Origin of the sequence: Mesorhizobium sp. IMUNJ 23232 (assembly GCF_044326205.1) — a bacterium.
Lineage (GTDB): Bacteria > Pseudomonadota > Alphaproteobacteria > Rhizobiales > Rhizobiaceae > Kumtagia.
In genome coordinates this window covers 1-14,382 of the sequence record NZ_JBIRCY010000034.1, presented here as the reverse complement: position 1 = coordinate 14,382, position 14,382 = coordinate 1, and the positions used below count along the sequence as shown (strand labels likewise).

At 64.5% G+C, this 14,382-nt stretch carries 15 protein-coding genes; 12 read left to right on the top strand and 3 right to left on the bottom strand.

Annotated features, from left to right (window positions below; all coding sequences use genetic code 11):
• The first annotated feature begins 43 nt into the window (after positions 1–43).
• From ACH196_RS22795 to ACH196_RS22765, 7 genes are all read left to right on the top strand, one after another.
• Positions 44–904: a carbohydrate ABC transporter permease gene (locus ACH196_RS22795; RefSeq protein WP_396649229.1), complete on the top strand. Its 861-nt coding sequence runs from the start codon at positions 44–46 to the stop codon at positions 902–904.
• The gene (locus ACH196_RS22790; protein WP_396649228.1) at positions 901–1,842 is read left to right on the top strand and encodes a carbohydrate ABC transporter permease; all 942 of its coding nucleotides are present in this window, start codon (positions 901–903) and stop codon (positions 1,840–1,842) included. Before ACH196_RS22795 ends, ACH196_RS22790 begins: the two co-directional genes overlap by 4 nt.
• A gap of 1 nt (position 1,843) precedes the next feature.
• The gene (locus ACH196_RS22785) at positions 1,844–2,935 is read left to right on the top strand and encodes an ABC transporter ATP-binding protein (protein WP_396649227.1); all 1,092 of its coding nucleotides are present in this window, start codon (positions 1,844–1,846) and stop codon (positions 2,933–2,935) included.
• Entirely contained in the window at positions 2,922–3,992 is a 1,071-nt protein-coding gene (locus ACH196_RS22780; protein ID WP_396649226.1) for an ABC transporter ATP-binding protein, read from the top strand. The genes ACH196_RS22785 and ACH196_RS22780 overlap by 14 nt, the downstream gene beginning before the upstream one ends.
• 25 nt (positions 3,993–4,017) lie before the next feature.
• Positions 4,018–5,100 carry a Gfo/Idh/MocA family protein gene (locus ACH196_RS22775; protein ID WP_396649225.1) on the top strand — a complete coding sequence of 361 codons (1,083 nt, stop codon included), beginning with the start codon at positions 4,018–4,020 and terminating at the stop codon, positions 5,098–5,100.
• A gap of 87 nt (positions 5,101–5,187) precedes the next feature.
• A complete protein-coding gene (locus tag ACH196_RS22770; protein WP_396649224.1) occupies positions 5,188–6,009 on the top strand; it encodes a sugar phosphate isomerase/epimerase family protein in 822 nt (273 codons plus the stop codon).
• Positions 6,010–6,046: 37 nt separating this feature from the next.
• Complete coding sequence (locus ACH196_RS22765) at positions 6,047–7,066, top strand: LacI family DNA-binding transcriptional regulator (protein ID WP_396649223.1); 1,020 nt, start codon at positions 6,047–6,049, stop codon at positions 7,064–7,066.
• A 27-nt stretch (positions 7,067–7,093) separates the two neighbouring features.
• Here the strand turns inward: ACH196_RS22765 and ACH196_RS22760 are convergent, their stop codons facing one another.
• Complete coding sequence (locus ACH196_RS22760) at positions 7,094–7,384, bottom strand: hypothetical protein (RefSeq protein WP_396649222.1); 291 nt, start codon at positions 7,382–7,384, stop codon at positions 7,094–7,096.
• Positions 7,385–7,639: 255 nt separating this feature from the next.
• Between ACH196_RS22760 and ACH196_RS22755 the strand changes: the two genes are divergently transcribed.
• Entirely contained in the window at positions 7,640–8,365 is a 726-nt protein-coding gene (locus tag ACH196_RS22755) for a 2OG-Fe(II) oxygenase (RefSeq protein ID WP_396649221.1), read from the top strand.
• Between the two features lie 5 nt (positions 8,366–8,370).
• A complete protein-coding gene (locus tag ACH196_RS22750; RefSeq protein WP_396649220.1) occupies positions 8,371–8,892 on the top strand; it encodes a methylated-DNA--[protein]-cysteine S-methyltransferase in 522 nt (173 codons plus the stop codon).
• Positions 8,893–8,931: 39 nt separating this feature from the next.
• Here ACH196_RS22750 and ACH196_RS22745 read toward each other — a convergent pair whose 3' ends face one another.
• Both ACH196_RS22745 and ACH196_RS22740 read right to left on the bottom strand, forming a co-directional pair.
• On the bottom strand, positions 8,932–9,513 hold the full coding sequence (locus tag ACH196_RS22745; RefSeq protein ID WP_396649219.1) for a methylated-DNA--[protein]-cysteine S-methyltransferase: 582 nt from the start codon (positions 9,511–9,513) through the stop codon (positions 8,932–8,934).
• Positions 9,514–9,652: 139 nt separating this feature from the next.
• Positions 9,653–10,252, bottom strand: a complete 600-nt coding sequence (locus ACH196_RS22740; protein WP_396649218.1) for an NAD(P)H-dependent oxidoreductase — start codon at positions 10,250–10,252, stop codon at positions 9,653–9,655.
• A 198-nt stretch (positions 10,253–10,450) separates the two neighbouring features.
• On the opposite strand from ACH196_RS22740, the gene ACH196_RS22735 reads away from it, so the two are divergent.
• Genes ACH196_RS22735 through ACH196_RS22725 form a run of 3 tightly spaced genes read left to right on the top strand, consistent with a single transcriptional unit; the run spans position 10,451 to position 14,235 of the window.
• A complete protein-coding gene (locus ACH196_RS22735) occupies positions 10,451–12,262 on the top strand; it encodes a hydantoinase B/oxoprolinase family protein (RefSeq protein WP_396649217.1) in 1,812 nt (603 codons plus the stop codon).
• A 21-nt stretch (positions 12,263–12,283) separates the two neighbouring features.
• Positions 12,284–13,459, top strand: coding sequence for an ABC transporter substrate-binding protein (locus ACH196_RS22730; RefSeq protein ID WP_396649216.1), 1,176 nt, complete (start codon positions 12,284–12,286; stop codon positions 13,457–13,459).
• Positions 13,460–13,476: 17 nt separating this feature from the next.
• Positions 13,477–14,235, top strand: coding sequence for an ABC transporter ATP-binding protein (locus ACH196_RS22725; protein WP_396649215.1), 759 nt, complete (start codon positions 13,477–13,479; stop codon positions 14,233–14,235).
• Positions 14,236–14,382: the final 147 nt, after the last annotated feature.

The window sequence follows — 14,382 nt, the reverse complement described above, 5'->3', positions numbered from 1 at the left end:
CGCGCCCGGCAGCCCTCGGCTGCCGGGCATAGGGTTCATATCGATGAAGAACAGCACCCCTCTGCTCGCGCTTCGCTATCTCGGCATCCTCGTCGCGCTGTTCGTGACGCTGCTGCCGATCTTCTGGATGGCGACAATGGCGTTCAAGCCTCTCGGCGAATGGACGCTGAGCGGCAAGGACATCACCTGGCTGCCGCAGCAGCCGACACTCGACAATTTCCGCTATATCTTCGGCCAGCCGACCTCCGGCATCCTCGGCACGCCGGAGCGCACTGCCGTCCATCCGATCCTGTCGTCGCTGATCGCATCGACCTTCGGCACGATCATCGCCATGACCTGCGGCACGCTCGCCGCCTATGCCGTGTCGCGCTTCAAGGTCGCCTCGAACCTGCCACTGGCGCTGATCCAGTTGCGCCTTTTTCCGCCGATCGCGGTGATGATCCCGGTCATGGTCATGTGGGCCTTCCTCGGCCTCGTCGACACCTGGTGGGGCCTGTCGCTGATCTATGGCATCGTCACCCTGCCCTTCGCGTTCTGGCTGATGAAGACGTTCTTCGACGAGATGCCGCGCGAGATCGAGGAGGCCGCACTCGTGGAAGGCAGCACGCGCTTCCGTGTGTTCATGCGCGTGACACTGCCGATGATGAAGGCGCCGCTCGCCAGCTCCGCGCTGTTCGTCTTCATCCTCAACTGGAGCGACTTCCTGGTCGCCCTGCTGTTGACCACCAAGGAATGGCAGACGCTGCCAGTCTACATGTCGAGCCTCGCCGCCAGCGTCACCGGCCAGCTCTACGGCGCAAAGGCCGCGCTCGGCCTGCTCGCCATCATTCCCCCGATCGTCTTCGGCATCGCCATCCAAAAATACCTGGTGCGCGGCCTCACCTTCGGAGCGCTGAAGCAATGACCGACCTCACCGCCAGCAACGCAGCGTCGCTCGGCGTTACCGCGCAGGCCGAGAAGCCCGAGACCGAAGGCAAGCGCCTCGGCGTCTGGATGGCCATGCCCACCCAGTTGCTGCTGCTCTTCATCACGGTCTTCCCGCTGCTGATGCAGCTCTACATCAGCATGACCGACTGGTCGCCGCTGGACGGCGAGAACTGGGTTTTCGCCTACCGTTCATGGAACGATTTCGCGAATTTCATCGACCTCTGGTCGGACCGAAATCTGTGGCAATCGATCTGGCGCACCCTGCTGGTGACGGCCGTCTGCGTGCCGGTGGAATTCCTGCTCGGCCTCGGCCTGGCGCTGCTGTTCGTCGACGAATTCCCGGGCAAGCGGGTGTTCTACCCGATCCTGATCACCCCGATGATGGTGGTGCCCGCCATCGCAGGCTACATGTTCTTCATGCTCTTCCAGAGCGCCGGGCCGATCAACGGCCTGCTGGGCACGCTCATCGGCACGGACGTACGTATCGCCTGGCTGGGTGACCCGACGTTGGCGCTGGTCAGCGTCATGATCGCCGACATCTGGCAATGGACGCCGCTGATGTTCCTCATCCTGCTCGCCGGCCTGGTCGGCGTGCCGGAGGACCAGGTCAAGGCGGCGACGATCCTCGGCGCGAGCTGGTTCTACCGCTTCCGCACCATCGTGCTGCCGCGCATGGTCACCGTGATGGTCATCGCGCTGGCGATCAGGGTGGTCGAGATCATCAAGATATTCGACACGCTGTACATCATGACGGCGGGCGGGCCGGGAACCTCGACCGAGACGCTGTCGGTCTACATTTCCAAGGTGGCGCTGTTCCGGCTGGAATGGTCCTACGTCGCCTCGATCGCGCTCTTCATCCTCATCATCCTGTCGGCCGTCGCGATCTTCGCGCTCAGCCGCATGCGGAAACGCTGACATGTCTTCCATCCGTCTCGACAGATTGGGAAAGTCGTTCGCAGGCTCCGTCGCCGTGGCCGACATGGACCTCGACATCGGCAATGGCGAATTCGTAGCACTGCTGGGTCCGTCCGGCTGCGGCAAGACCACGACGATGAACATGATCGCCGGCCTCGTCGAGCCGACGCATGGCCGCGTGCTGTTCGGCGAGCGCGACGTTACGCACGTGCCGATCGGCAAGCGCGGCGTCGGCTTCGTCTTCCAGAACTACGCCATCTTCACGCATATGACCGTGTACGAGAACCTCGCCTACGGCCTGCGCGCCAGGGGCGAGCCGGCGGCAAAGGTCGATGCGAGGGTTCGCGAGATCGCCGGCCTTCTCGACCTCGTCGCCTTCCTCGACCGGCGCGCCTCGGGCCTGTCGGTGAACATCCTGCAGCGCTTGGCGATCGGCCGCTCGGCGGCGGTCAATCCAGCCATCTTCCTGCTGGACGAACCGCTTTCCAACGTCGACGCGGCGTTCCGCGCGGTGATGCGGGCCGAGCTGCGCGAACTCCAGCGCCGCCTCGGCCAGACCATGGTGTACGTCACCCACGACCAGCTCGAAGCCATGTCCATGGCCGACCGCATCGCCATCATGGATCGCGGCGTGCTGCAGCAGGTCGGCACGCCGGCCGATGTCTACCGCGCTCCTGCCAACACCTTCGTCGCCCGTTTCATGGGCAGCCCGAGTATGAACCTGCTCACCGCCGGCGTCAGCGACGGAGCTCTGAGCTTCGGCGAGATGGGCAGCCTGCCGTTTGCCGATGACAGACTGGCGCTGAAGGAGGGCAGCAGCGTCATTGCCGGCTTCCGGCCCGAGGATGTGCGCCTCACCGATCCTGCAATCGCACCATTGCGCGCCAGAGCCGACTTCGTGGAGCGCATCGGCGCGCGCGTCATCATCCATTTCCAGGATCGCGGCCAACCGTTCAAGATCGTCGAGAGCGCCGGCTTCCCGGTCTCGCAGGGCGATATCCTCGGCCTCGAGCCGGACACCGCCCGGCTGATCGCCTTCGATCCCCAGACGACGCTGGCAATCAGGGGAGGGGCAAGCCATGGCCTCCATTGACCTCATCGGGCTGAGCAAGCGCTACGGCGACGTTCAGGCGCTCGACGACCTGTCGCTGTCGATCCAGAACAACGAGTTCTTCTGCATCTTTGGCCCGCCGACCAGCGGCAAGACCACGGCGCTCAGGCTGATCCTCGGACTGGAGACGCCGGATTCCGGCGAGGTGCGCATCGGCGGCCGCGCCATGGCAGGCGTGTCGCCTGGCGACCGCAACGTCGCCATGGTGTTCCAGAACCTGGCCCTGTTCCCGCATCTGACGGCCCGCAGAAACATCCGCTTCCCGCTGGAGGAGCGAAAAGTACCGGCGGCCGAGATTCCTCGCCGCGTCGAGCAGGTTGCTGAAAAGCTCCACATCACCCGCCTTCTCGACAAGCTGCCGAGCCACCTTTCCGGCGGCGAACGCCAGCGCGTTGCGATAGCGCGCGCCTTGGTGCGCGACCCGGCCGCATACCTGATGGACGATCCGATCTCGGCACTCGACGCCCGGCTGCGTGAGGAGATGCGCGTCGAGCTGAAGCGCATCCAGCGCGAGGTCGGCCATACGCTGGTCTACGTCACCCACGATCAGGAAGAAGCCATGTCGGTTGCCGACCGCATGGCGATCCTGGAAAACGGCAGGGCGAGGCAGATCGGCACGCCGGCCGAGATCTATGCCGATCCCAATTCGCGCTACGTCGCCAACATGCTGGGCAGCCCGGCGATCAACATCCTGCGCGGTACGATCGACGATGCCGAGTTCGCTTCCGGCGGCACCCGGCTGAAACTCGCTCTGCCGCAGCGCCGTCAAGCCAGCGCCGAGTTCGATCTCGGCATCAGGCCAGAGGCCATCAGCATCGAGGCTGCCGGCGGCGATGCGATGCCGGCCGAGGTGCTGCGGTCGGAAGTCCTGGGCGGCTACACCCTGGTCGACATCACGACCGGCGCCGGCACGAAGCTGTGCGCCTCGGCGCGCGGGTTCCGCAGCCTTGAGCCCGGTCAGCGTGTTGGGCTGCGCATCGCGCCGGCCGGAACCTTCTGGTTCGATCCATCCAATGGCGAGCGCGTGCGCGCCGCCTGACCGTTTCACATAAGGGAGATAGGGAATGCCGGAGAAGAAACTGCGCCTGATCCAGGTGGGCGTGAGCGGCTGGGGCGAGACATGGCTGCAACGCGCCGTCGTGTCGCCGACATGGGAACTGGCGGCGATCGTCGACCGCGACCGCAAGGCGCTCGACGCCGCAATTGCCGCCCACAATCTCGATCCGAAGATCGCCTTTGCCTCCGTCAAGGAAGGCGCAAAGGCCGTCGGCGCCGATGCCGCGCTGGTGGTAGTTCCGGCTGCCGCGCATCTGGCGGTATCGGCCGAGGCGTTCGAGGCCGGGCTGCATGTGCTGGTAGAAAAACCGATCGCCGACACGATGGAAAACGCCCACAAGCTCGTGCAAGCCGGCCACGCCGCCGGCAAGACGCTGATGGTCAGCCAGAACTACCGCTACCGCCGCGCCGCGCAGGTGGTGACCAAGATCATGAAGGACGGCTGGCTCGGCCCGATGGGCTTCGCCAACATCACCTTCCGCAAGGAGATGTATTTTACCAAGCCGCCGCAGACGCATGAGTTCGCGGTCTACGGTTTCATCCGCGACTGCGCCATCCATCATCTCGACCAGATCCGCGGCCTGCTGCATTGCGAGCCGAAGAAGGTCTACGGCCACGCCTACAACCCGAACTGGAGCTGGTTCAAGGAACCGCCGATGCTCAACGCCATCATCGAACTCGAAGGCGGCGGCGTGGTCGAATATTTCGGCAGCTGGGCGGCGCGCGGCCACCAGACCACCTTCGACGGCGACTGGTATGTCGAATGCGAGCGCGGCCAGATCGATTTCCGCTCCAACCGCGTCATGGTGCATCCGGAAGAGACCTGGCTGACCATCCAGATGGACGGTTTTCTCGAACGCAACGGCTGGATGGAAGCCGAGATCCCGATGGACACGCCGGAAGACCGCACCTACGCGCTGGAAGAGTTCGGCCGCTGCCTGATCGAGGGCCGTGAGCCGCCGAGCAGCGGCGACGACAATCTGAAGAGCATCGCGCTGACCTTCGCGCTCCGCGATTCCGCCCTGCATGGCGAACCCAAGATCATCGCCGACTATCTCGACGCGTCCAATCTCGGTCGCCTGTCGAAATAGGTTTCACTGCCAGGATTGCGAACAAGGGACCGACCCGTCGGGCCGGGTCCGTTGCCATGCCGTGACCGCCGGAGGGAGTGCCGCCACATGCTCGATCGCTACCGCATAACGATCAACCAGATCACTACGAATGCCCTTACCTTGCCGCAAGCCGCCGAAGCCTATGCCGCCGCAGGCATCAAGGGCATCACGCCATGGCGCGACAAGGTGGAGGCGGTTGGCGTCGCCGCCGCCCGGCAGGTCATCGCCGACAACGGGCTATCCGTCACTGGCTTCTGCTTGGCCGGCCTGTTCAGCCGAGACGGCAAGGGTGCCCGTGCCGGGCGCATCGACGATGCCCGGCGCGCCATCGATATCGCCGCCGAGTTGGGCTCGCCGTCGATCGTCACCGTGGTCGGCGGTCTGCTGCCCGGCTCGAAGTCGCTCGCGGAGGCGCGATCCTTCGCCTTCGATTGCCTCGCCGAGACGCTGGAGCATGCGCGCAAAGCCGGCGTCGTCATGGCGCTGGAGCCATTGCATCCGATGTATGCGCCCGACTGGTCGGTGATCAGCCGGCTTTCCGACGCCAATGCCTGGTGCGACAGGCTGGGCGACGGCATCGGCGTCGCCGTGGACGCCTATCACGTCTGGTGGGATAGCGACCTGTGGCAAGGGATAGAAGAGGCGGGAAAGCGGAACAGGCTGGCGGCATTCCACATTTCGGACTGGAAGATGCAGACCGAAAGCCTTTTGATGGATCGCGGCATACCGGGCGAGGGCGTGATCGACCTGAAGGCCATTGGCGAGGCCATGTCAAAGGCCGGATTTGGCGGCTGGGTGGAGGTCGAGATATTTTCGGAAAGACACTGGGCGCGCCCCGCGGACCAGCTGATCGAGGACATCGTTGCGGGGTGTCTGAACACTATGTAGCTATCTGTATCGATTCGTGGCCTTCGGAATCTCGCCAATGCGTTCGACCCTCGCCGATATCGCCCGGGAAGCCGGCGTTTCAAACGCCACGGTGGACCGCGTGCTCAACAACCGCCCCGGCGTGAAGGGCAGGACGCGCGAGGTCGTACTGGAGACCGCGCAGCGGCTCGGCTACATCGAGGACCACAAGCCGGAGCCGTCCGCAATAATCGAACGTGTCCGCCTGCTCTTCGTGCTTCCCAAGGGAACCAACGCCTACATCGCCAATCTGCAGAACCAGATCGAACTGCAGGCGTCGCATCGCCCGGAACTCGACGTCGCCATCCAGGCGATCGAGGGTTTTAACCCCGACACGCTCGCCAAGACCTTGCGCGACCTCGACCCGAGTATCCGCGGGGTCGGCATCATCGCGCTCGACCACCCTTCCGTTCGCGCCGCGATTCAATCGATTGAGGCGCGGGGCGTGAAGATCGTCACGCTGGCCTCCGACATCCACGTCGTTGCCCGCACCGCCTATGTCGGCATCGACAACCGGGCGGCCGGACGGCTTGCCGGCTACGTGATGGGCCGGTTCATGGGGACGGGCGGCAACAGGAAGGTCGCGCTGTTCGCCGGCTCGCTCTCCTATCGCGGTCACGAGGAGCGCGAGATGGGTTTCCGCCACGTGCTGGCCGAGGATTTCCCCAACCTCAAGATCGTCGAGCTGCGCGAAATGGGCGACGACCGGGAGCGCGCCTATCGCGAGGCGACCATGCTGCTCGATCAGTATGAAGATCTGGCGGGCATCTACAACATCGGCGCCGGCAACCAGGGCATCGCCCGCGCGCTGCGCGAGCACGGCAAGGCGGGAAAAGTCACCTTCATCGGCCACGACGCCACCGAGGGCAACAAGGCGCTGCTGCTGGACGGCACGATCGACGCGGTGATCGACCAGAACCCACGCGTCCAGGCGCGCGAGGCGCTCAACATATTGTACAGCGCAGTCACCGGCTCAGCCTGCCAGACGCATCCGTTCCGCCTCCAGATCATCTTCCGGGAGAATATCCCGGAGGATTGAAGTCGACGGACCTGACGGCGATGCCGCCTACCGGAAATCGAACTGCGACTCATATTCCTGACAGCGGAGGACCGGACAGGATTTCGTATCGGCGGCCCTGATGGAAACGCTTTCCGTGACTTCGCCGCCCTGGCAGAACTGGGCATTGCGAACGAAGCGGTCGTAGAGCGGATTGCCCCGCGCCGAGGTGTAGCTCACGATGGCCGCACCGTTGCTGACGATCCTCTGCTGCACCTGCGCACAACTCATACGGTCGGACGAGAACCGGGAGATCGCTTGCGCCTCCGTGGTCAGGAGGACGGCGATGGCAACGAACATGCACCGGATCATGACGATCTCCGTTTGGTCGTAGCAGCAAATCAACGCCGTCAGGCGCGTCGGCCTTCCATTTCGAGCATCATATAGGTCGGCAAAGACCGGCCGGCAGCGCCACCGGTGCTTGCGTTTCGGAATTCCGGAATCGGGTGGCGCTGTGCCGCCTGTCGTGACTACCTCTGGGCGGAAGCACCCACTGCGGCAATGTCCGGGAACGGTTGCGCTGGACGGAGATTTCTCATGAATGCCGAAACAAGAATGTCGAATCCCACCCCCGCGGATACCATGCAACGCGTCGCCCGCTATGACTGGCAGGCGCTCGCAAGCGACCTCGACGCCCATGGCTGCGCCGTGATCGAAAAACTGCTGAGCCCCCAGGAATGCGAGACATTCGCAGCGCTCTATCCGGATGAGGAGCATTTCCGCAGCCATGTCGTCATGGCCCGGCACGGCTTCGGCAAGGGCGAGTACCGCTACTTCCGCTATCCCCTCCCTGGCCTACTGGACGGGCTGAGGACGGCGCTTTATCAGCGGCTCGCTCCCGCCGCCAATGAATGGAACGAACGCATGGGCGACAAGACCCGCTATCCCGCCGAACACCAGGACTATCTGGGCATCTGCCACGCTGCCGGCCAGACGCGGCCGACGCCGCTGCTGCTGCAATATGGTCCCGGCGACTTCAACGCCTTGCATCAGGACCTTTATGGCGACCTGGCCTTCCCGATCCAGGTTGCGATCCTGCTGTCGGAACCCGGCCGCGACTTCACCGGCGGCGAGTTCGTGCTGACCGAGCAGCGGCCGCGCATGCAGAGCCGGGCGGAAGTCGTTCCGCTGAGGCAGGGTGATGCGGTGGCGTTTGCCGTCCATAACCGGCCCGTCCAGGGCACCAAGGGCAACTATCGCGTCAATCTGCGGCATGGAGTAAGCCGGCTGCGTTCCGGCCGACGCCACACGCTGGGCATCATCTTTCATGACGCGAGGTGACCGCGATGACACTGCAATTGACCGTCGAACGCATGGCAACGCCCCTCGGCGACATGCTGCTCGTAGCCGATCCCGACGGCGCGTTGCGGGCAGCGGAATTCGCCGACTGCGAGGAACGGCTGAGCCGCCTGCTCGACCGGCGGCTGGGAGCAGGCAGCTACCAACTGGAGAACGGCCGGATATCTGGCGCCACGGTAGCTGCCCTGAAGGCCTATTTTGTCGGCGACGTCGGCGCGATCGACGGTATTCCAGTCGACTACGGCGGCACGCCGTTCCAGCAATCGGTCTGGACGGCCCTGCGCAAGATCGCGCCAGGCCGGGCGCTCGCCTATTCCGGCCTTGCCATGACTATTGGCAGGCCATCCGCGCCACGCGCTGTCGGCCACGCCAACGGCGCCAATCCCTTCAGCATCATCGTTCCTTGCCATCGCCTTGTCGGCGCCAATGGCGACCTCACCGGCTATGCCGGCGGCATCGAGCGCAAGCGCTGGCTGCTCGACCACGAGGCGCGATACGCCGCCGCATAACCCGTCACGCGACGGCACCGCTGTCAGGGACTCGCGATATCAAAACCCGAACGACTGCTGCGCCTTCGGCGTGGATTTGGCCGGCTGCGCCTGCTCGATGTGGACACCTTCCAGTTCCAGCATCCGCACCTTGGATGTCGCGCCACCCGGGGCGGAAAAACCACCCACCTTGCCACCGGCTGCGAGCACCCTATGGCAGGGGATGATCAGGGGTATCGGGTTCTTCGCCATCGCCTGCCCGACGTCGCGCGCCGCTTCCGGCCCGGCGCCGAGTTGCTTGGCCAGCGTGCCGTAGGTCGTCGTATGCCCCCAGCCCACCTGCCGGAGCGCATCGTAGATTTTTTTGAAGAACGCTTCCTGATCGCCGAGATCGAGCCTTATACCGGAGAAATCGACCGCCTCGCCGGCGAAGTAGCGTTTGGCCGCATCGATTGCCTCGGCGATTTCCGGAGTCGGCACGGCCTTCTCGGCGTCCGGCAGGCGGCGCAGCATCATGCGCTCGGCTGCGTCGGGCGTCCGGGTCGGCAACTGGAACCGGGTGATGCCCTCGCCCGTCCATGCGATGCCGCAGAAACCGTTGGCGGTTTCGAACACGGTGTACCTGTGTGTCGTGTGGCCCATGACATGGCCTCCAGTTTCGCTCTGTCATGGATGTCATAGAACGGGGACGGGAATTCAACCCGATTCTTGCTCGTATCGAGGTTTGAGTTTCCGGTGTCGACCGGATTGCGGACATTGCTTGCTTCGGTGAGCCTTGCCGCTACGAGGCCAATCTCGCTGTATCCCGCGCCATCCTTCCGGCCTCCTCTAGCCAGGCTCGTCGTTCGTCGTGGGAACTTGTAGCGACGACGCCAAAGAGCGCACGGCTCACATGCTTCACGCCGCAAAACTCGAGAATGCACCGTCGCCACATTTGATCCAGCGGATCGCCGAAGTGATTTTTCTCCCGCTCAAGGGGCGTGTTGCCCGTGTTCAGAATCAAGGCTGCACGCGTTCTCAACAGACCGATTGGCTGGTCTCCCTGGTCCGCGCCCTTTGCGAATGTGAAGGCGGCCTCCTCGGCGAATACGCGATCGATCCAGCCCTTCATCATCGCCGGTGGCGCTCCCCAGCAATTTGGATGAATGACGGCAAGCAAATCGCAAGCGCGAAGATCGGCGATATGCGCCGCAATCGTTTCGTCCGAAGTCTGCATGCCGCGGGCCTCGGACTCCGACAGGAGTGGATCAAAGCCTTCCGCATAAAGGTCACGAAAGACGACGTCGCACCCGGCGGACACCCACGCCGTTCGCACCGCCTCCGCCAGAGCGTGATTGAAACTGTCGGCAGCCGGATGAGAAATCACAACAAGTGCTTTCACAAGCATCTCCCCGAAATGTTCTGCGTCCGCCTATGGCGGGCGTCGAGGTCCTCCGTGGATGATTGGCTCGGTGACGTCAACTGTCGCCTCAGTTGCTCAGAAAAATGATATTGACTTCATATTCATTTTACGGTGTGCTGACCGAATAGGCGAAGGCCGAAAGCGGCGGTCGCCAAAACTCCTTTTTCGGATGGGGCGATGAAGCGGTCGGGCAAAGGCAAGGACGTCGCGGGCTTCGATCCGGTCCTGCTCGCGGTCCTGTCGAGCCGCTTCGAATCCATCATCCGCGAGATGACCAACACGGTCATGAAGGCCAGCCGTTCGTCGGTCATCAAGAACGCGCGCGACATGTCCTGCGGCATCCTCACCTACGACCACCGGTTGGTCTCGGTCGAGGAGGCGCTGCCGATCCACGTCAACGCGCTTGAACTGACCACAAAACCGATCACCGAACTGTTCGACGACGTGAAGGAGGGCGACGCCTTCCTGAACAACAGCCCGTTCTACGGCGTCACTCACCATGCCGACCTGACGCTGAGCGTGCCCGTCTTCTTCGACGGCGTGCCGCTGTTCTGGACCCTCTCCCGCTCCCACCATGCCGACATCGGCGCGCCGGAGCCGTCGACCTACCTTCCCTTCGCCGCGACGATCTACCAGGAAGGCGTGCATTTTCCCTGTGTGCGCATCCAGGAGAATTTTCGGGACAAGCCGGATATCATCCGCATCGGCCTGCAAAAGATCCGGGTCAGCAACATCTGGTACGGCGACTACCGCGCCCAGGTCGGCGCCTGCCGCACCGGCGAGCGGCGCCTGAAAGAACTAGTCGGGCAATACGGCATCGAAACCATCCGCGCCTTCGTCGAAGCGTGGATGGACTATGGCGAGCGCCGCGCCATCGCCGCGATAAAAATGCTGCCGGCCGGCACCTACACCTACGAGGTCCGGCATGACCCAGTAGCGGGCGTCGCCGACGAGGGCATTCCGATCAAGGCCAAGGTGACCGTCGATCCGAAGAAGGGCCTGATAACCGTCGACGTGCGCGACAACCCGGACTGCGTACCGGGCGGCCTTAATCTGACCGAGGCCTGCGCGGTCGCCTCCTGCCGCATCGGCGTCTATTACAATCTGGACGCCGGCGTGCCACACAATGAGGGCAGTTCCAGCCGTATCGTGCCGCTGCTGCGCAACAATTGCGTGGTCGGGCGGCCGAGCCATCCGATCGGCACGTCCTGCGCCACAAGCAACGTCAACGAGCGGCTGGCGAACGCCGTGCAGTGCGCCTTCTCCGAGATGGGCGCGCCTTATGGCATGGCGGAGGGAGGCGGCAATTTTTCGGCGGCGCTCGGCGTCGTGTCGGGCATCGACAAAAGGCGCGAACAGCCGGTCGAATACATCACGCAATTGATGATGGCGCTGTCCGGCGGGCCGGCCAATCACGGCCATGACGGCTGGCTGACCTACGAATGCTCGGTCGGCAACGGCATCATGGTCACCGATTCCGTCGAGGTCGACGAGGCGACCTACCCGATCCTCGTCGAGGAACGCCGCATCCGCGAGGATTCGATGGGCTTCGGCCAATGGAACGGCGCTCCCGCCGTCCAGGGCAGCTACCGCTCGCTCACCGGCGGCATGACGCTTTACGTCTGCGGCGACGGCGGCACTTTTCCGGCCAAGGGCGTGCTCGGCGGCCAGCCCGGCGCGCATTGCGGCACATGGAGGCACAAGGCCGACGGCTCAGTCGAGCGGCTGGCCGATTTCTTCAGCGGCTCGATCGCCGACGGCGAGTCGGTCGGATACCGTTCGGCAGCTGGCGGCGGTTACGGCGATCCGCGGCGCCGCGATCTCGAACGTGTTGTCGAGGACATCAACCGCAAGTGGCTGAGCATCGCCGCCGCCTCCGAAATGTTCGGCGTGGCGGTCCGGCTCAAGGACAATGGCGTCGACTACGAAGTGGATCTGGCCGCCACCCAAAACCTGCGCGGCCAGACGCAATCACTGCCAGGATCATAAAAAGCGACAAAGGGGAACGGCATGATCAACTATCGGACTTTGGGATTGAGTGGCCTGCTTCTTGCCGCCGGCATGGCAACGTCTGCGCAGGCCGAGGAGCCTTTCGTGATCGGCGCGGCGATCGCCCAGAGCGGCGCGATCGCGCCCTATGACGAAGGCCCGGCGAAGGCGATGGAGATCGCCATCGAGGAAATCAACGCCAAGGGCGGCCTGCTCGGCCGGCCGCTGAAGATCATCTATTCGGACACGAAGTCGGACATCGCCTACGGCGCCACCGCCGCGCAGAACGTCATCGACCAGGGCGCCGGCATGGTTGTGGTGACCTGCGACTACGACTACGGCGGCGCGGCCGCCTCGGTCGCCGACGGCGCCAACCTGATCGCGTTCTCCACCTGCGCCGGCGACCCCAAATTCGGTCCTTCCGGCATCGGCCCCAACGCCTTCACCATGGCGACCGGCTCGCCGGGCCAGGCCGTGGCGCTCGCCGAGTGGGCCTACAACAAGCAGGGCTGGAAGACGGCCTACATCCTGCTCGACACCACCATCGCCTTCGACGCCTCGTTCGCCGACGCCTTCGAGCGGCGGTGGAAGGAACTGGCCGGCGCCGATGGGCTGCTCGGCAAGGACACGTTCGGCGGCGAGGACCCGCAGATCGCCAGCCAGATCACCCGCATCAAGGCGCTGCCGAAGCAGCCCGACGTCATGGTGCTTGCCTCCTTCCCGCCCGGCGGCTCCAGCGCCATGCGCCAGTTGCGCGCCGCCGGCGTCAACCAGCCGCTGCTGCTCTCGGAATCCTGGGACGGCGACTACTGGCTGGAGGCCGTGCCCAACCTCAGCGACGCCTATCTCGTGACCTACGGCTCGGTCTTCGGCAATGACCCGCGCCCGGAAGTCGCCGCCTTCATGGACAAGTTCAAGGCCAAATACGGCGCAGCACCCGTCACCTCGCATGCGCTGACCGGCTACAGCGTCATCCAGGGCTGGTCGAAGGCCGTCGACAAGGCCGGCACCTTCGACACCGACAAGGTGCGCGAGACGCTGGAGACCTTCGTCAACGAGCCGCTGATCACCGGCCCGACGAGTTTTACCAAAGAAACCCACATCAACATGCAGCGCGACCTGATCCTGCTGGAGGTGAAGGGCGGCAAGCCGGGCAATGTCATCGGCGTCATCCGCGCCGAGCAGATGCCGAAGTAACTTCGGCAGGCATCGCCATGTCGGTGGTTCCGCCGGCCGGCCCCGATCGGGCCGGCCCGACGCTCGAAGTCCGCAACGTCACCGTCGACTTCCAGGGTCTGCGGGCGATCGACGACGTAAGCTTGGTGCTGAAGCCCGGCGAGATTCTCGGCCTGATCGGCCCGAACGGCGCCGGCAAGACCACGCTGATCAACGTTCTGACCGGCTTCCAGGAACCGACGCGGGGCAGCGTCCACCTGAACGGCGAGGACATGCAGGGCTGGAAGCCGCATATCCGCAGCCGTCGCGGGCTGGTGCGCACCTTCCAGAGTGTGCTGCCTTTTGCCGGCCTGTCCGCGCTGGAAAATGTCGAGGCGGGGGGCGTGGCGATCGGCCTCAGCCGCACCGAGGCTCGCGGCGAGGCGGAACGGATTCTTGGTGAGATGGCGTTGACCGCAAAAATGCACCGGCAGGTCGGCACCTTGCCGTTCGGCGAGGAGCGCCGCGTCGGCATCGCACGCGCCATCGCCATGCGCCCGCGCTTCCTGCTGATGGACGAGCCGGCGGCCGGATTGAACGATGCGGAATGCCGGGACCTGCGCGACATCATCAACGGCACCACCTCAAAACTCGCCTGCGGCGTACTGTTCATCGAGCACCGCATGTCGTTGGTCTTCGAACTCTGCCATCGCATCCAGGTCTTGCGGCTCGGCAGCACGCTGGCGATCGGCAGCCCTGCCAAAATCCGCTCCGACCCAAAGGTGCGCACCGCCTATCTCGGCGAGGAGGTCGCGTGATGGTGAAGACCGGCGGTCTTGATCTCTTTGTCGACAAAGCACCCCCTCACCGGCCCTTCGGGCCACCTCTCCCCCTGCCCGGGGGAGAGGATAGCCGGCCGCAAGGTGAGCGCCAATCGCCGCCGCCGCATATCCTCTCCCCCGGGC